Annotated in this window: 15 protein-coding genes and 1 pseudogene; 9 read left to right on the plus strand and 7 right to left on the minus strand. The window is 46.4% G+C overall.

The window, feature by feature from the left end; translation table 11 throughout:
* Positions 1-134 precede the first annotated feature (134 nt).
* From DW657_RS05280 to DW657_RS05310, 7 genes are all read left to right on the plus strand, one after another.
* The gene (locus DW657_RS05280; protein ID WP_118311680.1) at positions 135-1,883 is read left to right on the plus strand and encodes a S41 family peptidase; all 1,749 of its coding nucleotides are present in this window, start codon (positions 135-137) and stop codon (positions 1,881-1,883) included.
* 303 nt (positions 1,884-2,186) lie between these two features.
* The gene (locus DW657_RS05285) at positions 2,187-2,768 is read left to right on the plus strand and encodes a DUF3575 domain-containing protein (protein ID WP_369973465.1); all 582 of its coding nucleotides are present in this window, start codon (positions 2,187-2,189) and stop codon (positions 2,766-2,768) included.
* Positions 2,769-2,828: 60 nt separating this feature from the next.
* On the plus strand, positions 2,829-4,187 hold the full coding sequence (locus tag DW657_RS05290) for a DUF3868 domain-containing protein (protein ID WP_158577318.1): 1,359 nt from the start codon (positions 2,829-2,831) through the stop codon (positions 4,185-4,187).
* A 32-nt stretch (positions 4,188-4,219) separates the two neighbouring features.
* A complete protein-coding gene (locus DW657_RS05295; protein WP_118311682.1) occupies positions 4,220-5,944 on the plus strand; it encodes an Mfa1 family fimbria major subunit in 1,725 nt (574 codons plus the stop codon).
* A 142-nt stretch (positions 5,945-6,086) separates the two neighbouring features.
* Positions 6,087-7,214, plus strand: a complete 1,128-nt coding sequence (locus DW657_RS05300) for a FimB/Mfa2 family fimbrial subunit (RefSeq protein WP_118311683.1) — start codon at positions 6,087-6,089, stop codon at positions 7,212-7,214.
* A 61-nt stretch (positions 7,215-7,275) separates the two neighbouring features.
* Positions 7,276-10,032, plus strand: coding sequence for a fimbrial protein (locus DW657_RS05305; protein WP_147381886.1), 2,757 nt, complete (start codon positions 7,276-7,278; stop codon positions 10,030-10,032).
* Positions 10,033-10,053: 21 nt separating this feature from the next.
* A complete protein-coding gene (locus tag DW657_RS05310; protein WP_118311685.1) occupies positions 10,054-12,396 on the plus strand; it encodes a lipoprotein in 2,343 nt (780 codons plus the stop codon).
* A gap of 430 nt (positions 12,397-12,826) precedes the next feature.
* On the opposite strand, the gene DW657_RS05315 is transcribed toward DW657_RS05310, so the two are convergent.
* From DW657_RS05315 to DW657_RS05325, 3 genes are all read right to left on the minus strand, one after another.
* Positions 12,827-13,114 carry a type II toxin-antitoxin system YafQ family toxin gene (locus DW657_RS05315; protein ID WP_199656046.1) on the minus strand — a complete coding sequence of 96 codons (288 nt, stop codon included), beginning with the start codon at positions 13,112-13,114 and terminating at the stop codon, positions 12,827-12,829.
* Positions 13,114-13,347, minus strand: a complete 234-nt coding sequence (locus tag DW657_RS05320) for a hypothetical protein (protein WP_147381887.1) — start codon at positions 13,345-13,347, stop codon at positions 13,114-13,116. Before DW657_RS05320 ends, DW657_RS05315 begins: the two co-directional genes overlap by 1 nt.
* A gap of 636 nt (positions 13,348-13,983) precedes the next feature.
* Positions 13,984-15,000, minus strand: coding sequence for an Rpn family recombination-promoting nuclease/putative transposase (locus DW657_RS05325; RefSeq protein ID WP_233546616.1), 1,017 nt, complete (start codon positions 14,998-15,000; stop codon positions 13,984-13,986).
* A 169-nt stretch (positions 15,001-15,169) separates the two neighbouring features.
* On the opposite strand from DW657_RS05325, the gene DW657_RS05330 reads away from it, so the two are divergent.
* Both DW657_RS05330 and DW657_RS05335 read left to right on the plus strand, forming a co-directional pair.
* Positions 15,170-16,747: an ATP-binding protein gene (locus tag DW657_RS05330; RefSeq protein ID WP_118311688.1), complete on the plus strand. Its 1,578-nt coding sequence runs from the start codon at positions 15,170-15,172 to the stop codon at positions 16,745-16,747.
* 241 nt (positions 16,748-16,988) lie between these two features.
* A complete protein-coding gene (locus DW657_RS05335; protein WP_118311689.1) occupies positions 16,989-19,430 on the plus strand; it encodes an alpha-L-arabinofuranosidase C-terminal domain-containing protein in 2,442 nt (813 codons plus the stop codon).
* Positions 19,431-19,607: 177 nt separating this feature from the next.
* Here DW657_RS05335 and DW657_RS05340 read toward each other — a convergent pair whose 3' ends face one another.
* The 4 genes and pseudogenes from DW657_RS05340 to DW657_RS05355 all read right to left on the minus strand — a co-directional run.
* Complete coding sequence (locus DW657_RS05340; protein WP_118311690.1) at positions 19,608-20,912, minus strand: NCS2 family permease; 1,305 nt, start codon at positions 20,910-20,912, stop codon at positions 19,608-19,610.
* A gap of 241 nt (positions 20,913-21,153) precedes the next feature.
* Positions 21,154-22,086, minus strand: coding sequence for a family 43 glycosylhydrolase (locus DW657_RS05345; protein WP_233546618.1), 933 nt, complete (start codon positions 22,084-22,086; stop codon positions 21,154-21,156).
* A 261-nt stretch (positions 22,087-22,347) separates the two neighbouring features.
* Positions 22,348-24,042, minus strand: coding sequence for an arabinan endo-1,5-alpha-L-arabinosidase (locus DW657_RS05350; protein WP_118311692.1), 1,695 nt, complete (start codon positions 24,040-24,042; stop codon positions 22,348-22,350).
* A 649-nt stretch (positions 24,043-24,691) separates the two neighbouring features.
* Positions 24,692-26,134: pseudogene (locus tag DW657_RS05355) on the minus strand (hypothetical protein); the annotation flags it as partial.
* Positions 26,135-26,145 lie beyond the last annotated feature (11 nt).

The raw sequence follows: 26,145 nt of genomic DNA on the forward strand, positions 1-26,145 counted from the left end.
ACGCCCTGAACCAACGGTCACCGGCCGAAGGGAAAGGTAAAGGGCAGAAGCCCCTAGCCCAGGGCAACACCCTGGGTATAATAGCAGACAGCAATACGCCCTGAAAGGGCAAAAGCTTTTAAAACATATAATTTATGAGAACCCCTATATATATAAAAGGTGGAATGCGATGCCTCTTCGCCTTCCTCCTGGCGACAACCACTACCGGGATGTCGCTTACCAGTTGTGTGGCAGACAATGATGCCAACGAGAAATCGATTTCCGATTATTCCGATACCGATGTCAAGTCGTATGGCGACCTGTTCCAGGTTTTCTGGAGCGTGATGAACCAGCGCTACTGCACCCTCAATGAGCAGTCTGCCGTATCTTCACAGACCTGGGACCAGGTGTACAAGGAATACAAACCCAAGTTTGATGCCCTGAAGACCTTCCAGCATACCCCAGCTTTCACCCAGCAGGAAATTCAGGAAGACAACGCCAAGGCGAAGCAGTATTTCCAGGAAATCATCGACAAGATCATCGACCAGCATTTCTATGTCAAGATTACCCTACCCGTCTCCCACTCTTCTACGGAAACGGTGAGGTTCAACAGCACGCTCCGCAACAAGACCGAGTATTTCCCACTGAATGCTCACTGGAACCATACCCGCGACCAGCTCAACCTGGATGGTACAGCCTTCGGCGAGATTACCTCGGATGGTTTCTGCATCATGGGCGGTTACCTGAAGGAGCAGCCGGGCACCTATTACCTCGGCTTCAACAAGTTTGCCCTCTACGAAAACTGTTTCCACGAATATCAGAAGACCTATCTCCCTGGCAATGCCGCCAGCACCTATCATCTGGATGCTTCCACGATATCAGCCAAGGCGAAAGCACTGATTACTGATGCCGGAAAGCGAGAGAAGGCTGAGCAGCAGGCAGCGCAGTTGCTTGCCGATATGGATAGCTATCTGGCTTCGGATGATGCAGCCAAAGCCTGCGAGAAGATGACAGCTTACAGCAACCAGGGAGATTATTCCGGTCTCTATGCTCTCGCCAGCGAGGCTTACGAGAAGTCGCCGAATCTCCTCAAGCTGTTGCCTGTTACTGCTGATGCAAGCGGCATGGGCGAGCAGATCCGCCAGAAGCTGCAGGGCGATGCCCGTTACCAGCAGATGCTTTCAGCCTCCGGTTTTGCCAGCTGGTATTGCCAGGCTCTTGCCGATTACCTCTGGCACGAGCGGGAACTCTACGCTTACTGGAGCGACCTGAAGTTTACCTACAATCATCTCTGCGTAGAAGGTTACCGCCGCCTGTTCCTGGAGCCGCTGGCTAAGGGCGAGATCCAGAAACTGATTCTCGACTTCCGTGGCAATGGAGGCGGCAGCGTGATAGATACCCGTCTGCTTACCGACTATCTCATCACCCAATCTGCCGTCTATGCCTACGTGCGCAAGAAAGAGGACAACAATCCATACAGCTATACCCCTTGGATTCCGCAGAAGATTACGGTAACGTCGAAGAGTCTGGGCAGAAACATCCCTACCGCCATCCTGCTCGACAACTACAGTGCCAGCATGTCGGAGGTGACAACCCTCATCCTGAAAAGTCAGGGCGATCACGTGAAGACGATAGGCAGAAACAGTTACGGAGCGCAGGCGATGCTCACTTCCGACAACGAAGCCAGCAATGGAGGATGGATAGGAAATGTAACGAGCTACCTCTACTTCTATATGCCGTTCTCGCTTACCAAGGATGCACAGGGCAACCTGCTGGAAAGTGTGGGAATCACCCCCGATTATCAGCTCGACGAGATGACCCAAGAGGAAAAGGAGAAGCTCTACCAGAACAATCCATCCGCTGTGGATAGAGGTCTGAAGAAGGCAATGGAGGTTCTGAAATAAGCGAGGGTGTGCAATTTACACCTTCGCTTTTATTTTCTATATATCAGCCACTTATACCATATTCACGAATTTTGTGCTCCCACACACTTTGCACAGTAATGCAAACGTTTGCATTTCATTTTCCTTGATTTCCATCACTTTTTTGTAGCTCCTTTGAGAAAATCTTCCTACATTTGCAACCGAAAAGGAAACCCGGTGACATTCATCTTGTCACAAGGGTAAGCCTGTGATTATAAGTAAATGACAATAACAAAATAGGACAACTAACAGTATCCTTAAGAAAGAAAACAACAGAGTAAAAATATGATGATGAAGCAGAGTTTGTTCAAACGAACACCGATGTTGCTGCTGCTGATTCTCTCAACAGTAGTAACCCGAGCGCAAGAGGTAGCACTGAAGACCAACCTGCTTGGTTTGGCAACCACCTCGCTCAATGCTGGTCTAGAAATAGGCACGGGCAGGAAGAGCACTTTTCAGCTTTTCGGTGCCCTGAATCCCTGGAAGTTCTCTGGCGACAAGAAATTGCGCTACTGGAACGTAATGCCAGAATACCGCTGGTACACCTGCCAGAAATTTGGAGGCCACTTCTTCGGCATCCATGCCCTTGGAGGTGAATACAACATCAAAAATGTGGACCTGCCTTTCGGCATCTTGCCAAAGACTGAGAAAGGAAGACATTACGAAGGCTGGTATGTCGGCGGTGGTCTCACCTACGGATACCAATGGCTGCTGTCGGAGCATCTCAATCTCGAAGGATCCATCGGATTAGGATACATCTACAGCCCATACAAGCTCTACGGAAGATGTGACAAATGTCTTGACAAGGACCACCGCAACTATGTAGGTCCAACTAAAGCCGCCCTCTCCCTGATATACGCATTCTAGGAACAATATCACCGAGATAGCGAAAACCAAAATCAAACCCTCTTTTACAAGATGAAGAATATGAAGAAAATGAAGCTTTATGCGGTCATTTCGCCCCTTTGCATTCTGTTTGCACAGAGCGCATTGACTGTCCAAGCCCAGAAGATAGATGATTCGCAGCTACGGTTGGCTGGAGGCAAGATTCTGATAGACAGCGTCTTGACACAGAAGAAGAGCGACAGTCTCAAGGTTGCTTTCCGCCTCCATCTCGATAGTCTGCAGCTCAAATCAGAGCAACAGCTGGTTTTCACTCCGCTTATTGCCGGAGAAGATACCATCGCCCTGAATCCCATTATCATCAATGGCAAAAACCAGAACATCAGATACCTGCGCAAAAGCAGCAGACTGAAAAACAGCCAGGCAGTGGTAGTGAGACGCAGGAATGATACCGAGCAACAGGTGCTCTTCTCACAGACCCTTCCCTACCAAAAGTGGATGAAGGCTTTCAACCTCTCCATGACGGAAGACCTCTGCGGATGCGGCAACCTGATGGATCAGGATACCACCCAGATGGCGGTCATCAACCCAATACCCAAGATTGGTCGCGACCATTACGTGAAGCCAAAGGCTGAAGCCATCAAAGTGAGAGCCGAAAAGGGTGAAGCTTACCTGAGCTTCAAGCTCAACAAGAGCGATATCCTCGCCGACTTCCGTGAGAATGCAACTGAGCTGAGAAAGATTACATCCACCATCGACCTCGTAAAGAACGACAAGGATGTGAGCATCACCAATATCGATATTCATGGCTATGCGTCGCCAGACGGTCCTTACGCCAACAACGTGCGACTCGCCAACAACCGTGCGGCAGCCCTGCGCAATTATGTATGCAATCTCTACACTATCGATAAAAAGCTCTTCACCTATCACGCCACCCCGGAAGACTGGGAGGGATTCAAGAAGAAGGTGGAAGCAAGCAACTTAGCCGATAAGTCTGCCATCCTTGCCGTTGCCAACTCATCATTGGCACCCGATGCAAAGGACCAGAAAATCAAGAAGCTTTATCCGGCTAGCTATCGCTACATCATGAGTGAGATTTATCCTCGTTTGCGCCACAGCGACTATACGGTAACCTATACCGTTCGTCCTTTCGACATTGAGGAGGCAAAGGTAATCCTGAAGACCAAGCCTCAGCAGTTGTCATTACAGGAGATGTATCTGGTGGCACAGACCTATGAGCCTGGTTCTCCAGAGTTCAACGAGGTATTTGATATTGCCGTCCGTCTCTTCCCTGATGATGAGACAGCCAATCTCAATGCCGCCTGCACAGATTTGCAGAAGGGCGACCTCGTAACTGCCGAAAAGCATCTTGCCAAGGCAGGAAACTCGAAGGAAGCTGAACGCATCAGAAAGATTTACGGGGAAATGAAGGCGGAACAATAAAAGATATAACTAACAATAAAATCACATAGATTATGAGAATTAAACATTTCTTTGGATTGGCAGTTTTGGCTGCTATGACTGCTAGTTGCTCTAGCAACAACGAGTTAGTAAATGGGGGTAATGGCTCTGGTGAGAATGAATCAGGTGCAAGCTATGCATCTTTCTCTATCAACTTGCCTACAACAAGCGGAACACGTGCAGATGGCGGCCCTACATTCGAGGATGGTAATACCGATGAGTACAAGGTAAATGATGCAACCTTACTCATCTTTAAGAAGGGGTCAACAGAGAAAGAAGGTGATTATACTTTCGTTGAGAGTGCAGAGTTGGGTTCAATGGCACCATGGAAAGATCCAAATGAGACAGGTGTAACCACTCATGCTAAAATTACAGCCAAGTTGGAAAGCGTAAATAAAAACGATAAAAACTTCGCATTGGTGCTCTTGAACAACGGTACTGGTACTAATGCCAAGGTTGATATGCCTTCAGTGGGTGAAAAGTTCTCTGTTTGGAACGCAACAGCTACGGATAAATTTGCAAAACCCGAGAATGGCTTCTATATGGCAAATGCTCCTCTGTTCAAGGATAATAATGTTACAACTTTAGTTCCTATTGAGAGTACTAAGATTTACCCTACAGAGGAAGAGGCTGCTAAGAATGCAGCAACAGATATCTATGTAGAGCGTGGTCTTGCTAAGGTTACCTTAGGTACTGGTACAACAACAGAAAAGACGGTTAATAGTAGCACATATCAGGATGATAAGGTTACTATCTCTAACTGGGTTTTGGATGTTACCAACCAGAAGGCCTACCCTATCCATAATGTTGATGGATTGACCACAGACTACCCTGAAATTTGGAAGAACGATGCAACAGCAACAACCGCTCCATCTACTCAGCGTTTCGTAGATAATAGTAAAGCAACAGCTAAACGTGTATATTGGGGTAAAGACCCTAACTACGACAAGAATGATTTACGCAACACTGATGAGGCTGGCAAGACTGCTCGTGAAGCAGAGTTCAACTATGTTGCAAATAAAGACGTAACAGAAGACCCAGCTAAACCATTGTACTGTCTTGAGAATACATTCAATCTTGACAATATGATGCAGGGGCAGACTACTCGCATTGTTTTCAAAGCTACATATAAGCCAGCAAGTTTACCTAAAGGAGAAAAAACATTCTACAAGATTGGTAAGAACACTGCTATTTGGAGTAAAGACAATCTTGAGACAGAAATCAAAACAGCAGTTGCTAGTGTTTTCCCTGGCGTAAAAACCGACAATATCTCTGTCAAATTGGATGCTGAAAAAAATAATATCACAGCAGCAGGTACTCATTATATAAAAGCAGATAATATCACCGTTAAAACCAGCGAAACAGAAATAGCGACAATTACACCTGAAAACATCACCGCCATTAATACCCAGTTGGGTCTCAAAGAGACTGATAAGGTCGGTATTAGCACATACGCAGGTGGTGAGTCTTACTACGTTGCCCGTATCAAGCACTTCGGTGATGAATTGACTCCATGGTCATCAGGCGGCTACGGCTCTGATAATCTGCCATTCTTGGGTCGTTATGGTATGCTCCGTAACAACTGGTATGAGTTGACTGTAAGTAGCGTTAGCGGTCCTGGTTACCCTAGCGTTCCAGAGGTTAAGCCTAACACTCCAGATGATGAAGACGACAAGTACATCTCCGTCAGCGTGAAGATCCTCAAATGGGCTAAGCGTACACAGGATGTTAAGTTGTAATCGAGTATAACAACGAAAGGCGGAGCTTAAGCTCCCGCCTTCGTTAAAACATACGAGTTGTGTTTTCAGCTTCACCGTAGTGGAAGCTAGAAACACAACCTGATATTCTGAAACATTATATTGATAATAACCAAAAAGCATCATGGCAAACAATAAGTTACATAGTTGGATCAAGAATATACGCATGGAATGGGGATTCGACAGCATGGCAGCTATCAGCCGTACCGCCGCTTTCGGAACCATCGTCGCTCTCGGCAGCATGCTCAGCAGTTGCCACGACTTGATGCACGACGACCTCCCTCCTTGCGATATGGGAGTCGACTTGCAGTTCAAGTACGACTACAACGTCCAGCGCGCTGATATGTTCAACGATCATGTAGGCGGCGTCTGCGTGTTCATCTTCGATGAGCAGGGCAACCTAGTGGCTCGCCAGGATGCAGCCAACGAGGGAAAGACTCAGCCCCTCAAAGACCCTAACTATGCCATGCGCATAGACTTGCAACCTGGCAAATACCGCTTCGCTACCTTCGCCTTCCAGAAGAAATACGAAGAGGCGCTGTCACAGGCTGGTGCCAAATTCCACATTGAAGCTCCAGCAGCAGGAGAAAACATCGAAAAACTCCGTGCCCGACTCGACAGAAATGCCGGAAAGGTAGAAAACCAGGCTCTTCCGCTCGATACCCTCTGGCAGGGATTGAGCAACGAAACCGTAGAGGTGAAGGATCTTCAGATTACCCACCATACCATCAGTCTCATCAGAGACACCAAGCAGCTCACCATCAGTCTGCATCAGCTGGACGCCCCAGCCGACATCCACGCCGATGACTTCAGTTATCAGATAACTGATGCCAATGGCTACATCAATTACGACAATTCTCTCCTCCCAGACGAGGAGTTGACATACACCCCATACAAGACCTGGACCACCGAGTTCACCACTCCGGAGGGTACCGTACAGGAGCGTACCGCTCACGCCGCCCTGATGTTCTCCCGCCTCGTGTTGCATCCAGTAACCGAGAACAACAAGAATGCGATACTGAGCATCTGGAACAAGAAGACAGGCGAAGAAGTGGTCCGCATCAATCTAGCCGATTTTCTGGCACAGGGCCGTGGAGCATTCGAAGCATTGAATTATTCGGCACAGGAGTTCCTGGACAGAGAATACGACTACAAGCTGGACTTTTTCCTGAAAGGCGACAAGTGGCAATACGTTAAGTTGGGCATCTCCATCCTCGATTGGAGCAAGCGCATACAGCGAGCCGACTTATAATCTGATTCCACTTTGTCGAAATTAAACTATTGATATTAGTAAAGTAAAAGACAAAGTTATCATGAGAAGATTTCATATCTATATAGGTTTCATAGTTTGGTTGTTGACTAGTTTATTTGCAGTTAGTTGTACCGACGAGTTGGAGGGTAACGGATATACCCCCAACTCGTCAAGCAACCTGCAAGTCCTCGTGCCATTGGTACACAGCAACGGCACTCGTGCAGGAGAATCAGACCCGGCAGAAAACTTAACTTATAATGCCACAGAAGAAGAGTGCCGCATCAACAGCCTCCGACTTTTCGCTTTCCCTATAGACGGCAAAGGCACATTGCTCAATGAGTATCTCGGTGCTCCCGGTACCTCGTTCTATGAGCCTGGCAATTTTGAAGGAGGTGTGGATGTAGCCACATATACGCTGCGAATCGACCCCGGCACTTACCGCATCTATGTTGTGGCCAACATGGAGGATGTATTGAAGGCTCAGGAGACCATCGACACAGAGGACAAACTCAAAAAGGTAGTACTGAATTACCTCCCCGAAGGTAAGCCCGGCATGCCTGCCTGTGGCAATATCCCTATGATTTATGAACCCTTAAAGGATACCAACATCACTGGTGATAGCAAGACCACCGACATTGTTGCCAACTTGAAGTTCACCTGTGTCAAGGTAAAACTCAACCTGCTCTTCGACCCTGCTGACTCTGAGATGCAGGAGGCTCTGAAGACCAACGGTCTGAAGATAAATGATATTACAGCAAATAATCTCTCTCAATCTACCAGCTTGGTATGGGGAGGAAAGTTCTACGCTTCTGACAAAGAGGACGTAAGCGGAATTATCGGTCCCAAAATAATGTATAAGCAATCTTCTGAAGCCAGCGCCGCAGGATCATTCTTCTCTAATTGGACACGCGACGACACCAACAAGAACAAGAGCAATGCGGATGTAATCACTGCTGTGGGTACTGCCGCAGCGACTCCCTCAAACATAAAGGACAAATGGCTCTTCCAGGGTACATACTATCTGCCTGAGCGCTATATCAAAACCAACGACCAGCAGTCGTTCCTCACACTGAGCAGCAAGATTGGCGCCAATGACAACAGCTACAACATCCCATTGGGCCACACCGACAATCCAGAGGCAGGGTCATGCCGCACATTCCCTCGTGGCACCTATTATGAGATTATCGGCAAGATCAAGAGTCTGGGAAACATGACTCTCAACTGTAATGTGAGCGTAGAGGACTGGACTCCTGTAACGATAGATGCAGACTTCAGCCATACCACACTGTGGGTAAACAAGACAAGCGCTCAAATAACCTCCATAGAGGAAGACTCTATTTCCTACAAGTCAAATTGGGTGAATGTGGAGTTTGGTTGCGATGCGATTGTTGATGGTAAGCCCCTCGTCGTTGTAGATAAAAGAGATGAGGTCAATCATATTATCACCTTTAGGATTAATCCCGAGATTCCCATGAGTGCTTATGGAGATGGGGAAGGTAAATTTCCTCCGAAAGGAAAGACCAAGATATGGCTGAAGGCTAACAACCTGAAGAAGTATCTGGATGTAGACTACAATGTAGAACCTCTGTTTGAGGTTGATCCATTGGAGGTAATCATCTATTATGAGGCAAAAGCAGAAACCAACACAAAGGTATTCACTTGGGTTACAAACTTGGGAGGTATCGTGCTTCCGGACAATCTGACTTCCATCATTGGTAGCTCAACTATCAAAATATCGAAGCCATCCGATGAAAACGCTCCCAAGGGAACATTCCAGGTGGAGGCTACAACCGACCCTGGAACAACTACAGTGCATACATTCCGAGTACACTCGAAAGACTTGTATAATAGAAACAATAAGTACAGAGACATTAAGGTGACAGTAAGACCTCCGGTTGACGATTACCGTATCTATTTCCGTGCCATTAATGACAGGTCGTCAAATAATGGCAAGTTTGGTACTGACCAATTCCAAGGTATTTTGGATGAATACTATGGAACAGGTGATAACAATAACAACTGGAACGATTCTTGGAGTTGGGGCAATGGGATACAAACAAATAAACATAATGTATATATTTATTCTCAAAAGGGTGAAACGACAGGAACAGCAATACCTAAAGAAAATGTGTGGTATTTTAATAATAGATATAATCAGCCAAGCGGTATGACTGGGGACACGAATAATCCAGGATGGTACTACAAGGACATGGATTTTAATGCTAAAGGATATAGATGGGATAAAGGCGACGGTCAAGAAACTACACCGATCAAGCCTGGCGAGACATTGATGATATTCTACAGCTACAACAACGATGGTGCGGACCTTCACCGCTGCCCTCATCACATGGCGCCTGGTATCCCCCTTTTTAACTATGAGGATAGAGAAGGATGGATACTTTACGACCCGACAACAGACCCTTATTATCGTATTTTCGATGAGAAGCCGATAGTTAAGGATATCAATTATGTTGTCTATACCAAGAATAAAGTATTAGGCTGGGCGTTTAAGTTCGGTGTCGCAACAGACAATCCGACATCCTCTGGAACTAATGACCAATATAAACATTGGGACAACACTTGGGATGGTCACAGCGCCAAGAGTTTTAAAAGCGAACAAGTAGGAGGCTGGTGGAAGACAACGATAAGCTTGAAAGCGGTTGACGGCTATCATGAGAAGGGTATAGTCCTTCAGTTTGAAAAGGATGTCTATGATGAGAAATATACCCTTTTCGGAGGTAGAAGTTATGAGAAGCATAACGATACAGGATATTATGACAATAATAGCTGGCATCCAGGTAAACCATCAGGTGTATAAACAAGTAAAGTAAGTAAGGAAATGAAAAAGATAATATCTCTTTTAGTGGCACTGCTGACATTGGCAGCATGTAGCGACACTTTGAACGAAGGTTCCAACCCAAGCAACAAGAATGGGGTGGAAGATGGGGGCATCACGCTCACCATCAACCTTCCCGACTTTACAAAAGAAGAGCTGACAAGAGCTGGCGAGAAGGGATTGACAAGTCTGAACGCCGTGGCTTACGATAATGACAAGAACTTCCTTTTCAACCAAAAAATCACAAGCTGGGATGTTGTTTCTAATGGTTATAAAGTGAAAGTGCCAGTCAGGAACAAGGCTACAATGATTCATCTGGTTGCCAATGCCGGCGATTTGTCAGATACTCAATGTAAGAGTGGTTTGGACAAGGCTGCCATTTCGGGAACAATCAACACAGAGAATCCTGTCTGCTGGGGAAAGATCAGCGTGTCAGGCTTGATGAAGGAAAATCCGGAAATCAGTCTGCTGCGCCAGTTTGCCAAGGTAAACGTCAAGTATGAGAAGACTACATCCAGTGATTTCAATGACGACAAGACGTTTGAGCTGGAGAGTTTCCAGTTGTATGATGCGGCTGACAAGGGAACCATAGCTCCCAAGGATTTTGACTATAATGCAGCAGCAGTCAATGTGCCAGATGATGCAGGCAAAGCTAATAGCGGATGGCAGACAGGCGAAACACCTTTCTATGAGACTGCCGCCGGTCAAGCCTATCTCATCGTGAAGGGTAAATATAATAGTGTGGAGTATTACTATAAAGTATCCTTCCTTACCGACAACGACATGACAAAACCGATGGCACTGCTGCGCAACCATGCTTATACGGTGACTATCAAGCACGTCAATACCTACGGATGGCCCACAGTGGATGGGGCTATTGCAGACCCATATCCCGAGAACCGAATGAAGGTGGACGTGAAAGATGATAATCCTTTGGTTAACGATATGATAGCCTGCAAGGACTACCATCTGGGAGTAAGCGACCAAGTAAGCGGCGCATGGGATGATGAGAATATTATCGCCACTGTCGTTACAACTATCCAAAACGGCGAGACGCCGACTTGCTCTACGTCCGATGGCTGGATAAAAGAAGATGTTACGACGATCACGAAGATTGGCACTGTGCCAGATACTGACGGTTCAAACTCTACTACAGGTACGAAATATAAGATTTCGATTGCGGTAGAAAAAAATGAATACTCTGAGGTACCACGCACAGGAAAGGTAATCGTGAAGTCGGGCGACTTGACCCGCACCATAACCGTGACCCAGAAAGGTAAGGACTTCAAGCGTTCTGGCAGAATCGTAAAGCTTGTGACATCAAGCAATGTGGGCACATCGGAAGAATATGAGAACTATTTCAACAAATTCCTGCCAGGTACTAAAGGTATCAGCCCGAAGGATATGCAGAACGATATTGTCAGAAACGATGGTCTGCACTTCGGGGTGGGAACTAACGAGTTCAGTTATTTGATTCCAAAGAAAACGGGTGATGATGTGACTTATGGCGCAAACAGCAACTTGTTTAAGGTAACGGATAATGGAGACGGCAACTGGAAAGTGACGCTGAACAGCGGTGCTGACAACTATGACATCTGGATCGGCGACTTCACCATCACCTATCAGGAGAATGGACACGACATTGCTATCACGTATCCCGTTTATCATTGTGGACTCTTCCACAAGATAGATGCCACCGACAACCAACAACCGCCTGTTGATCAATCTCATGTCAGCGGCCGTTTCTACTACGGTGTAGTGAAGGTGAAAGGAAATAGTAAAACATACGTCATGCTCGACCGCAACCTCGGAGCCTCCAGCGACAGATGCTATGCTCCGGGCACCAAGGCGTTGGAAGCTAACAAGGGTGCTATTGGCGGATACTTCCATATTGCTAAAGCGAAACAGGATCAGGCAAATGCAGGTAATCTTATCGGCAATCTGCCTCAAGGTTTCACTATTCCCGAGAATAGTGTGTTCCAAGACATCATAGACGGCGGTAATCTGAAAGAGGAGACCCGCTACACCTTGTCGGGCGAGGCGTACAACAGTGTTGAGATAACAACAGACAATTCGGAGCTGCCCGTAATCTATTTGCCAGCCACAGGATATGTGGAGGGTGAGGCTTTCAGAAATGTCACCCATGTCAGCCTATGGACCCGCACGCTACTCTCAGGAAATCAGGGTTTCGACACCACCAGTCCTGAGTATGGCTTCTGGTATCGCTATTTAGATGTGTATGGTAAGATTTGCACCATGTCGAATCTCCGCTTCGTCAGCGGTAATGCAGGTAAAAACACCGGGACTTACAGGGCCATGCCAATCCGCCTGGTACATGTTCTGTAATAAACATAAGATAAGTGATAAATACAATAACATCTTTTACTTATAATAAAGTTCAAAAACAGCTGTTTTAAAAAGAAGGGTTGGGTTTTCGTGAGAAAGTCCAGCCCTTCTTTTTGTCAGGATACTCCTGACAAGGAGTCAAGACGTCACTGAGAGGTCATCATGATAGTACTGACGGATGGTAAAGACGCTTCCAGCACTTATTGCCTCACTACGGCATTATATTGCCCTTTACCAGGGCAATATCTTGCCATTGCCAGGCACAAAACGATACGTCGGGAGAGAGAAAATCCCCACTCTCTTTTTTACTCTTCACTCTTCACCGAATCGCCTGAAACCCCGATAAACACTGGGGTTCCGAGAGGTGAAGAGTGGCGCACCACTCTTCACCACTCTTCACCCACTCTTCACCTTTTGCCGGTGATCCATTTTATCTTTTCGTTTTGCCAAACAAATCAGAATGAGTACCTGTAGTTAACATCAACAGCGTCAATTCCGTATCATTCTGTTCCCATATCAAAAGCCAATCTGATTCAATATGAGCTTCCCATTCACCTTCATGATTACCATGAAGTATATGTGGTTTGTATTCTGAAGGTAAAGTACCATTTTCTACCAATAAGTAAATCGCTTTCTGTAATTTCTCTATCGGATAGCCACGCTTGCGACAAAGTTTCAACGCTTTGTCGAATCTTTTAGTTGTTCCTAATTTATACATCACTTACCAAGAATAGTGTCAAACATTTCATCAACAGAGTTCCATTGTGTAACTCTACCTTTAGCAACATCCTCTTCAGCAAGTTCCAATTCCGTTTTCTTAGGTTTCAAAACCGAAATAGAACTTACTCCATGGAGCATTTGAATGGCACTTTTAAGTTTATTGACCAAAGATGGGTCTGATATTGAAACCACTAACTGTGGTTCTTTTAATCCTATCGCTCTTGATTTCATAATCTTCTCCTTTAAAACGTTTAACATAATTAAGATACAAAAATACATTATTCCCCTCACACCGCCAAACTTCTTGCATTATTTTAACGTTAAAGGTCTTGATTTAACCCAAGTTTGGCACTTTAACCTGCTTTATTCATCATCACAAATTTTTCCGGGTGAAGGGTGGTGAAGAGTGGTGAAGAGTCGAGCGCACTCTTCACCCTATCAAAACAACTCATACACAACGACTTACACCACTTCAGTGAAGAGTGAAGAGTATTTTTGAAACTGGCGGATTATCGCTACAAGTTGCAGCGGATTGCAAATCCGCCGGGACGCCTAACGGAAGAAAGGAAGATTTAAAATAAATATCCGCCCACCAGCTGATTTCCACTTGCACAACAGGTGTTGGGCGAGCGCATATCAGCTGCTATGCAAGCGCACAACAGCTGTTGTGCGGCTGGAGAGATAGGCATTTCCGGCTTATACTATTAGTCCTTCTGGCAACAAGTAAAGGTTACTCCGAAGACTATTTACGTTAAAGCGATGCAGCAACGATAATACTTACAAGGCACAGCGATAGTACTTACAAGGCACAGCGATAGTACAGTTATCTATCGCCTGGCTTATGGGGAGAACTTGTATCTGATAATTTTATGATTTCAATTGATGCAATTGCTCATGGGTTAAGCCTGTCAGTTCCATGATAGAGTCATCATCCATACCCTTTAATAGCATTTTCTTCGCTATATCAAGACTTTTGTGATAACTACCTCTTGCTTCACCTTTGGCAAAACCCTTAGCTTCACCTTCATCAATACCATTCATGTAATAGCTCATTAAGACACCATAGTAATCATCGGCGGCCTTTAAGCTTTCATCATATTTCTCTTGCTCTTCCTGACTCAGGCAGCGGGAATCTGCCAGTTCAGCAAGACGCTTGAAAATCTTCTTCTGTGCCGTAAACGGCATTCTCTCTAATGCTTCCATATGCTTTAATACATAAATCCATTTGTCAAAATCACTTTCACATTCTTCAGCCTTCTTGTCAAAGAAAGGAAGAGACAAGTAGATGAAGTGAAGATTGTCGGAAAAGACATCTTGACTTCCTTTTTCATACAAGGCTACATCGGTTCTGAATTTCGACACTGCATTGTCCTTTGGCATGAAATTCATGAGGCAGACGACATAGACGGGCATTAACTGATAGAGAGCAGGTTTCTGCTCGATTGTCTTTTTCCGCTGCCCGACAATAGCCTTGCTGGCATAATAGATGGAGCGATTGACAAAAAACGGCACCCATCTGTTCTGCATCTCGACAATGAAATGATTTCCATCATCGGTTTCACAATAAATATCAAAGATGCAGCCACGCAAATCTTTTGAATCTGCCAGTTGCTCTTTATCCTTGAAGGTGACATCCCTGATATGCATTTCGTCAACCAACAGGTCGTTCAAGAAACTAATCAGCAAATCCTTGCTGAATTCTTGTCCGAAGAGGCGTTTGAATCCCCAATCGGTGAAGGGGTTAATATATTTACCCATGGCAAAATATTGAGATAATTGATATCTGATGGCAAATTTACGATTTTTCTCTGAAAACTCCAAGAAAAAAATGCAAAAATTTGAAAAACCATCGAATTTACCTCTATTGAATAATAAAACTATCAACCACTTATGATTTGCAATCCGTCGTATAAAAAGGTTCAACTTATCAAACCTGGGGATTTGCAATCCCCCCTGTCGGAAACTATTTACATCTTTTTAATTGCCAAAAACTTGCACAATCCAAAAAAATGCCGTATCTTTGCGGATAAAGAAAGGAATAGGAGAAATGATTATGGCAAACAATGAATACAGAAAGCTGCCGGTAGGCATACAATCTTTCAATGTTATCAGAGAGGAAGGATACCTCTATGTTGATAAAACTGACATGATTTGGAAATTGACGAACCAAGGTTTTAAGTATAATTACTTGAGCCGTCCTCGCCGATTCGGAAAATCTGTGCTTGTTGATACGCTCCAGGCTTACTTCGAAGGAAGAAAAGATCTCTTCGAAGGACTGAAAATCATGGAGCTGGAAAAAGATTGGAAACAGTACCCGGTAATTCGACTTGATATGAGCCGAGGGGGAGCAACCGCAGATGAAGTTAAGGCATATCTGGATCAAACGTTTGATGTTTATGAGCAATTATATGGCATCCATATTAAACCAACAGATTCACTGGGAAACCGCTTCGACCTCATCATCAAAACCGCCTATAAGCAAACAGGGCTCAAAGTCGCCATTCTCATCGATGAATACGACTCTCCTCTCCAGCACTCCTGGAAAACTCCCGAGCATGAGGGTTGCACAGACGTATATAGAAGCGTTTTTGCCATTCTGAAGGCTGATGATGCCTACCAGCGTTTCGTCTTCATCACGGGCATTACCAAGTTTACGCAGATTTCTCTCTTCTCGGTTCTCAACAACCTGACCAATATCAGTTTCCTTCCAGAATATGCTGCCATCTGCGGCATCACAGAAGAAGAAATCGGACAGAACTTCAAGCCGGAACTGGAAAGGATGGCAGAAGTGAACGGCTGGACTCTGCAGCAAACCCACGATAATCTGAAGGATTACTACGACGGCTACCATTTCAGTCGCAGAAATATGGTGGACATCTACAATCCTTTCAGTCTCCTCAATGCACTTGATACACAAGACCTGAGCTGTTTCTGGGTTTCATCAGGCGCTACCTCCATGCTGCCGAAGTTTGTGGATAATATGGAGCTTCGCTTACGCAATTTCGAACATTGTCCGATCTTACGCAAGACGCTTGAGAGTTCTGATGTAATCAATGGTGGTGCCGAGCTTTTCCTCTATCAGACGGGCTACCTTACCATCAAGAGCAGCGATGAATTTGGCTACTTCCTCGGTTTCCCTAATCAGGAAGTGAAACAGGCTCTTTACGAGGTGGTTCTCCCCACGCTGACAATGCAATCTGAAAGCGATATCATCAGTCTGCAGAGTAGTCTGTTCCGTCAATTGGGTACTGGTGAAATCGCAGATGCTATGAAAACATTGAAAGCATTGGTTGCCGACGTGCCTTACAGCAACAAGAAGCTTGCCTCAATGGATATGGAAGAGCGCTATAGACTCATCATCAGTACCATTCTGAATGCCATCGGACTGAAAGTAGAAGTAGAGCACATGCTTGCCACAGGAAGAATCGACCTCATAGCCCAGACTTCCCGCTACATCTACGTGATAGAACTGAAGCTGAGAAACAATGGCGGCAAGAAGGCTGCCATCCAGCAGATTCAAGAAAACAGATACCTGGAACCTTTCAAGGCTGACAAGCGAAAGGTGATAGGTCTCGGCATAGAACTGGACGAGGAAGGAAAAGGCATATTGGATTGGGGGATTACTTCATAGATTTTCCGTGCATAATCCGAGGAATAATGACACACCCTCACAGAGGATAAAAAGGTGGATTTTCAGCAGAAAATCCACCTTTTACACTATATTCTCCGTTTTGTCCACCTCTTTTCCGTGTATTTTGTGTACTTTTGCGGCTGTGTATGAATCGCAGCAGGAAGTAACTTCCAAAAGCTGCGGCTTCATGCTACCAGCAAATAACAAGCAACAAAATAAAAACAAGCCTAAAAATAAGCAAATGAACAAGAAAAGACAGTTTTTACTTTCGGCGGCTCTCGCCTCTGTTTTGGCAGCCAACGCCCAAGTAACCATACATGTAGATGCCTCTAACCCAGGCGTCAAGGTTTCACCTAATTTATATGGTATCTTCTTCGAGGATATCAACCATGCTGCTGACGGCGGTCTCTATGCCGAACTCATCAGCAACCGCTCCTTCGAAGATGATGACAAGAACATCCCTACCTGGAAAACTTCCGCCCTGGAAGGTGCAAAGATCCAGACACAACTCATCAACAAGGGTCTGCTCAACAAAGCACAGGGCAAGGCTCTCCAGCTTACCATTGCGGCAAAGCCTGCTGCCACAGCCTCTCTCATCAACGAGGGTTTCTGGGGCATCAACGCCGTACAGGGCAGAACCTACAAGCTCTCTTTCTGGGCAAAGGGTAGCTACAAGGGCGGATTGAAGGCTCGCCTCACCAACGCAAAGGGCGACAAGGTGTATGCTGAAACATCCCTCAATGCCAAGATAGGCAAGAAATGGACCAAATATACAGCAGAACTTACAGCCAATGCCAACGATGCCAAGGCACAGTTTGAACTCGTAGCCGACGGAAAGGGTACCATCGTTCTCGACGTGGTAAGCCTCTTCCCTCCTACTTTCAAGAATCGCGAGAACGGTTTGCGCCCTGATTTGGCTCAGCTTCTCTATAACATCCATCCAAAGTTCGTCCGCTTCCCAGGCGGTTGCTACGTAGAGGGACAGGAGTCTCCAGAAAATGCTTTCCACTGGGAGAAGACCATCGGTCCTATCGAGGAGCGTCCGGGTCATAAGAACGTAAACTGGCGTTACCGCACCAGCGACGGTATGGGATTCGATGAGTATCTGCAGCTTGCCGAAGATTTGAACGCCAAGCCTCTCTATGTAGTAAACGTAGGTTTGTGGCACGGCGGTATGACTCCTGTGGATAGCATCCAGCCTTGGATTGACGAGTGCATGAATGCCCTGGAGTATGCCAACGGTCCTGTTACCTCCAAGTATGGTGCGCTGCGTGCCAAGAACGGTCATCCGGAACCATACAACATCGAGTATCTGGAGATTGGCAATGAGAACAACCAGCCAGACCCTGCCGCACAGAGCGACCACTACTACGAGCGTTTCAAGAAGTTCAAGGATGCCGTATTGGCGAAATATCCTAAGATGCATCTCATCGGCAACGTGGTAGCCTGGGGCGATGACAACCCTAAGTGGGAAAGCAACGAGAGCGTAGAGCTGCTCGATGAGCACTACTACAGAAACCCAGCCTGGTTTGCCGAGAACTTCAACAAGTATGATAACTACGACCGCAAGGGCAGCGAGATTTATGTAGGTGAATATGCCGTAACCCAGGGCTTCGGCAATATGGGTTCGCTCGATGCAGCACTCGGTGAGGCTGTCTATATGATGGGCATCGAGAACAATTCTGACATCGTGACCATGGCATCCTACGCTCCTATCTTCGCCAACCTCAACAACCGTATGTGGGCACCGGATATGATTCAATATACATCCGACAAGGTATTCGGAACTCCATCTTACTACGTTCAGAACGTGATGGCGAACAACATCGGTACCCGTGTATTGAAGGTGAACCAGGAGAATCCATATAAATATGAGCAGACCCAGGTGAAGCCAGCCATCTGCCGTGTGGGCATGGGAACATGGGGCACCCAGGTTTCTTTCGAGGACAAGGGCTACAGCGATGAGAACGGCAAGGCGCTGCCAATGACCTTGCAGGAACTGCCTACCGACATCCGTGGACAGTGGAAGGCTGAGGGTAGCCTCATCAAGCAGACCAGCAACGAGGAAAGCTGCATCCGTCTGAACCCAGGCGAAATTACCAGCAACGGTTATATATATAAGGTACGTGCGAAGAAGGATGCCGGAAACGAAGGCTTCCTCATCATCTTCAACTATGTAGATAAGAACAACTACTGCTGGTTGAACCTTGGTGGCTGGAACAATACCCAGCATGGTGTGGAGTCTATCGTGAATGGTGCCAAGAGTCAGATTGCTACCTGCCCTGGCAAGATTGAAACCGGCAAGTGGTACGATATCGAGCTGAAGGTAGTAGGCGACAGCATCTTCGCCAAGTTGGATGGCAAGGAGGTATTCGCTACCAAGTTGAAGGCAAACACCCTTCCTGGCATCTTCTCTACAGCCACACTCGATGAGCAGACGGGCGAGGTAATCCTGAAGATTGCCAACACCAGCACCGAGCATACCACAGCGAAGATCAATCTTCAGGGCAAGGAGATCAAGGCTGGCAAGCTCATCCGCCTTTCTGCCAAGAACGGTCTGGAGGAGAACACCATCGACAACCCTACCAACATCTATCCTGTAGAAAACTACGTAACTACAGAGAAGAATGGTGCTACGGTAGAGATTCCAGCCAGCTCTCTGAACATCATCAGATTGAAGTAAAAAGATGAAGTAGAAAGATTGAAACAAGAAACAAGCTACATCCAGGGCATCAGCCCTGGATATACCCAATATATTGATACATTTTTTGAATAGTTGATAAGAAAGTTAGTTAGAAATGAAGAAGGCGGCAATCTGCGTGATGCAGGTTGCCGCCTCGTTTTTTATCTATCGCTAAATTTAGCTGAATACATAATTGAAGAGCAGGAAGATGCTCAGGATATAGAGCGTAGGATTCAGATCCTTAAACTTACCCACCATCATCTTGATGAGCACATAGCTCAGGATGCCGAGACAGATGCCATCGGCGATGCTGTAGCAGAGCACCATCGTAATCATCGTGATGAAGGCAGGGAACGACTCGGAAATATCCTCCAACTCAATCTTCTTGAACGAATCAATCATCAATACACCCACCATTACCAGGGCACCACTGGTGGCTGCACTCGGAATCAGCAGGAAGATAGGAGCCAGAAAAATACTCAGGATAAACATCAAACCCACAAAGAAAGATGTCAAGCCCGACTTACCGCCCTCGGCAACTCCCGAAGCACTCTCCACATAAGTGGTAATGGTAGAGCTGCCCAGTAGGGCACCGGCAGTAGTACCGATGGCATCACTCATCATCGCCTCCTTCACGCCCGGAATCTCGCCCTTCTCATTCTCCTTGACACCCAACTTGGAAACCAATCCCAGCACCGTTCCGATGGTATCGAAGATGTTGACAAGCAACAGGGAGAATACCACCATGAACATCTTTGGGGTAAAGAAGCCCGTGAAATCAAACTGGCAGAAGATTGGAGCAATGCTGTGAGGGGTAGATACCGGCATCCAGTTGTCAGAGAACTGGGTTACGCCCATCGGAATACCGATCAATGTAGAGATGATGATGGCGATAAACAAAGAGCCCTTCACTCTTCTCGCCATCAGACAGCCACAGAGCAGGATGCTGATTAGCCCCAGGATGCTGACTGGCGTAAACTTGCCGAGCTGAACGAAAGTATCAGCATTGGCAGTGATGATGCCCGCATTCTTCAAACCGATAAAGGCGATAAACATACCGATACCTGCCGATATGGCAAAGCGGAGGTTCTTCGGAATGCACTCCAATATCTTGTCACGGATATTGAGGAAGGTGATGGCAAGGAAGATGATACCCTCTACGAGCAACACTGCCAAAGCCTGCTGCCAGGTCAACCCCATAGCCTGACAAAGGGTGAAGGCGAAGAAGGCGTTCAGTCCCATGCTGGGAGCCTGGGCAAAAGGCAGTTTTGCCATGAAAGCCAGCAGGAAGGTGGCGATGGCTGAAGCGATGGCTGTGGCAGTAAAGAGAGCGCCCTTGTCCATGCCTGTGGTGGCAAGGATGGTAGGGTTCACTGCCAGGATGTAACACATGGTCAAGAAGGTAGTCATACCAGCTATCAATTCCGTCTTGACCGTAGTAGTCTTCGGGTCGAAGCCCAATAATGCTTTTAATTTATTCATTTCTTATATTGCGATTGTTATTTCTCTTTTTTTCTCTATTTTCTCTTCCCCATTTCCACAATCCAATCCCATTGTTTTTTCGGGGCGAACAAAGATAAGAAAAAATAATGAAGAATGCCTTATTTTACATGTTTTTAACTACACAGAACGCCTTATTTTACAAGTTTCCGGATTTTAATATGCTGCCATATCATACAGAAGGTAAGCGACTGGTAAAAATCGGTATCAGCTTCGACATATCTTACTCCAGCGTCAACCAGCCATCTTTTGTCCAGTTGATTTTCTTCTGAACCAGGATGCTGGCACCATTCTTTGGCACGCTGTAACCATGGCAGAAGAAGAAATCGCCATCAGGGAAGGAGTAGGCAGAACAATGACCCATCGCCTCATATTCCTTCTTGTCGCCTTCCAGCAGCAGGGTGCCACCGCCATTGCGCATATCCTTGCCTTCTTTATCCAAATAAGGACCAGCCACCTTCCTGCTTCTGCCTACAGCAACACGATAGGTACTCTTCATACCCTGGCAGCAGTAATCCCAACTGACGAAGAGATAGTAATAACCACCATGCTTCATGATGAAAGGAGCCTCGATGGCATTGGTGCCGGCATCACGGGAGGTAGGATTGGTAGGCACATCCATCTGATTGAGCGCATAACGGCGGGCAATGGTCTGAGGCTTGGCACCCTTCTTCACATGCATCGTCTTCTTGTCTAAAGGAATAAGCTGGATACCATCCCAGAAAGACCCCCAGGTAAGCCAAGGCTTTCCCTTCTCATCAATCACAAAATTCGGATCAATGGCATTCCAGTTGTCTCTACCACCCTTTGAAGATATGAGGCAGCCCTCATCCTTCCATCCATCAGTATCGGCGAGCGAAGAATTGCTCAGCAATCCGATGGCAGAGGTGTTCTTGCCGAAGGTAGAACAGGAATAAGCCATATACCACTTATCCTTATACCTGATGACATCCGGTGCCCAGGTATGACTTTCATAACCCGGCACACTATCATGCGTCCATGCCGGAAAAGCACCACGAGCCTCATCCTTCAATACACCCTGCGGATTCAGGGTCCAGTGCTGGCGGTCAGTAGAAGTCATCTGAGTCACTCCATGTCCCGTGCAATAGAGATAGTACTTGCCATTCTCGTAAGCCATCACAGGATCATGAACCATTGGTGTATCCACCACAATCGGCTGTGAAAGAGCCGTTTGCGCCTTTGCGGAAACGGCACAAGCCGCCACTAAGGGTATAGAGAGAACCCATACTCTGATATCTTTAATCAAAAAATTTTTCATACGTCTTTTTGTTACTGTTTATAGGATTACTTACTAAGTTGAGTTATTAAAAAAGGGAGCTGAATGCTTCACAGCTTAGCTCCCCTTATCAAAACCAGAAACCGCTGATGCGGTTATTTTTAAAACTAACTAAAGATCTTAATTCTTCTTTCCCCAATAGCTTCTGTTGCCACTCACTCCCGAATAAACGATGGTAACCTTGCGAGGACTTGCCTCCCAATCTACCTCACGCTGAACCTTCAGCTTGGTAGTACCGATGGTCAATGTGTTGGAAGAAGCATCGAAGCTCCATGCCTTGACATTGCTCCAGGCAGAACCACCCTCCATCACACCATTACTGCTGAGCTTGAAGGTCTTGCTGGTCTTCTGCTTGCCATACTCATAAGAGAGTTCGATACCTTCCCAGGTTCCCTCCAGTTCACTGGCGGTGATTGTCGCCTGTGGAACAGCTCCATAACGCTCAGGCATCACGACTGGCCATCCGTTGCTATCCCACTGAATAGAACGCACGCCACCCATCATGATGGCATTGCTGGCTGCAATACCTGCAACATTGGCAGGCATACGCTGCTGGGAAACATAATACCAGTTGCCTGCACCATCATCAAATACGGCACAGTGGCTGATACCTACCCAACCGCTTCCTGCGCTGAACTTGTAAGGATGAGTCAGCACGGTAGGTTCCTCATTGGCACCCTTGGCAGCATCGGTAATCTTACCATTCATGGTCTCATACGGACCATCCACGTTCTTGGAACGGAGCACACGGGTATTGTAAGGAACTTCCAGGGCATCGTAAGCAACGAAAAGATAATAATAGCCATCATGATATACAATCTCCGGAGCCTCGGAACCCTGCCAACGATTATTCAACGTACGTGTAAAGATGGTCTTTCCGTAAGCAGCGATATCATCGGCTGTACCCCATGGATTAGGCAAGGCAGCCTTGGTCTTACCCGTATTGGCATCAAGCTCCACAGCAGCGAAACCACTGTGCCAGGAACCATATATCAGCCAATGCTTTCCTTCTGGAGTAATGACGTAAGTAGGGTCGATGGCATTATACTTGAAATAGCAGTTTGCCCAATCATTTGATTTTACCTTGTAATTCAATCCCTTGTCAGAAGCGTTGGTGATGACATATCCCTTATCTTCCCATTTGTTGGAAGCCGGATCGCTGGTCTCCATCAGTCCGATGAAGGCACGTTCACTCCAGGTTCCGTCACCATTGATGGTGCCAGGACAGGTGATGGCATAATACATGCGGTAGAGATGGTCGTTGACCTTACGCACGCATGGAGCCCAGAAGCCGAAGTCCAGGTCATTGGCGAAATAGCTGTCAGGACGTTCAGCCACTCCCATGCCTTTGCGGAATTCATTGAGTTTTGTCTTTATCCAGGAAGGCAAGCCAACCATGGTGGCTCCTACAAATTCCCAATCTACGAGATTCTTGGAGCGGCGGCAGAAGAAGTGTCCGTGCTTGTTGCTGTTGCGGATATCCTTCTGATGTGCATTGCCATAGCTGGCATCAGTCTGATACATATAATAATATCCATCAGATGCCTTAACCACCGTAGGATCGTGCATATTGGCAAGATTCCACTTCGAGCGCTGTGTCCAGGCTGCCACCGATGTATAATTATCATCATAGGTAGGACATTTGTAATTAGCCAGTTCCTCTGCTGTTTGATCACCAGGAGTTGGTGTAGGGGTTGGAGTCGGTGTAGGAGTTGGAGTTGGATTCACAGGAACCTCCGGTTCATCACTGCTACTGCTGCATCCTACCGCCAGCGTACAAGCCAGCAAAAGGGCAAATATATGAAGCTTTTTCATTTTTCTTTTCGTTTAGTTAGTTTTATGATCTTCTTTTCTGAAAAAAGGCAGACCTATGGGAATGTGTTTCCGCATAGGTCATGCCTTCTCATACTATTTCAAAAATCTCTTATCTGCGATGTGCACGTGAGTAATGCTTGCGTGCTGATGCAAATGAAGAATTGGCAAATGGTAAATCGAATACCAGATGAGCCTTTTCGATGGTGAGCTTGAACGCCAGGTCATTGGCATCAATGTTGTTGATGCCATTATAGGTCTGGGTGTAGGTTACACCATTGTTGCCTATCATGGTTGCCTTGATGTTGGCTGTACCATTACCTACATTGGTTACAGAGAGCTGAACCTTGGCACCATCCATGGCAGCAAGCCAAGCACCAAAGTCTTCCCATGAGCAGGCATGAGTACATGCATCATATCCAGTACCCCAACCGAAGTTGTCGGCACGAACGGCAGCATACTCCTTGTCGTTTGCCTTGTTGACAAGAACTGCTACAAAGTTGTGCCAGTTTTCACCACCAGCTGTATAGTTGACGAACTGAGTAGAAACAGTCTTGCCTGCTGGAACATCAAACACATTAGAGAGAGCTCCGAAGAAAGCAGAAGTATTATTTTCATCTCCTACAACAGAATCAAACTCCAGGTGAGCCTTCTCGAGAGAGAGCTTGACAAAGAAATCGTTGGCATCTACGCCAGAGATTCCAGTGTAGCCCATGTGATACTTATGACCATTGGCTGCAACGATATCGTACTTGATATCTACAGTGCCATCACCATTGTTGGTTGTATAGAGAGTAACCTTGGCGCCATCCATGTCAGCGAGCCATGTAGCCCAATTTTCAGGAGCACCGAAAGGAGTTGCCTTGCCGTCATAAGCTGTACCCCAACCGAAGCAGTCGGCACGGGTAACACCATATTCTGTTCCGGCACCGTTGACCATTACAACGAGGAAGTTTTCCCAGTTATTACCACCATTGGTATAGTTGGTAAACTGCATCACCTGAGTCTCATGAGGAGCTACCTTCACAGCCTCAGTCTGAGCACCGAAGAATGGAGTTGAGTTGTCTGTAGCACCCAGACTGTTGAACATCTTATCTACCACGCTGAACTGAGCCTGACCTGCGATAGGAGTACTGCAGTTCTCGTTCTTGAACGTCTTGTTGTAGATAGCAACGAGTGTCTTCACACCTACCTGATCCATATTAGGAACAGCCACAAATCCGAGTTCAGCAGCAGGAACCTCCTTGGTAATGCCAGTCTCGAATGTAATGGTAGCAGAAACGTTGGCCATTGCATCCTCAAGAGATGTACCTACCAGCACCTTCTTTGGAACAGAGTGCAACTCCATAGAAATAGGCTGCTTATCCTCTGCAGAAGTGAAACCACCGATTGGCTCGATGTTTGACTGGAGGAAGTTGATGTATGAACCTTCCGGTACAAGGAATGCACGGATGTTGGTATCGCTTGCATCAGGATTGAGATTTGGGAGAGGAGTAGCCTGCTTGTATGTCTTAGTTACAGTTCCGTTGGTAATCTTGACACTGAAAGCATTAGGGTCTGAGCGGTCAACAGTAACAACTACTGTACCACCGAGCTTCTGCACGCCTTCATCGGTATCTGTTTCAAAAGTAAGATCACTTACTACACCACTTCTATCAATATAATCACCCCACTCAGAGTTACCGCTAGGCTGATTATCGAAACGGATAGCTCCATACTCCTTATAGTTAGCGCCACCACGATCATCATCACTAGCAAGGATGAGAGCGAAGTTCTTGAAGGTATTAGGAGCCGATGGGTTGATGTTCAGATTGAACACGGCATTCCAGATCTTGCCCTCAGGTATGACATAATACTTAGAGAAGGCTGTCCAGAAACCAGAAGAATAGTCAGTAGCACCAACGGTGTAAACATCCTCCTCACCTTCTGGCAATGCATTATTATTGCCCTTAGCAGCATTGATGGAGTCAATCTTCTCTGAAATCCAATCAGGAGAGTTAACACTGAACATGTCACTTCCCTCGCATCCTGTCAATGCAGTCAAAGCCATTGCTGCCACGCAGAAGACAGATGCTATTTTATTTAGGTGTTTCATATTTTATATAT

This window comes from Prevotella sp. AM23-5 (genome assembly GCF_003473645.1).
Lineage (GTDB): Bacteria > Bacteroidota > Bacteroidia > Bacteroidales > Bacteroidaceae > Prevotella > Prevotella copri_A.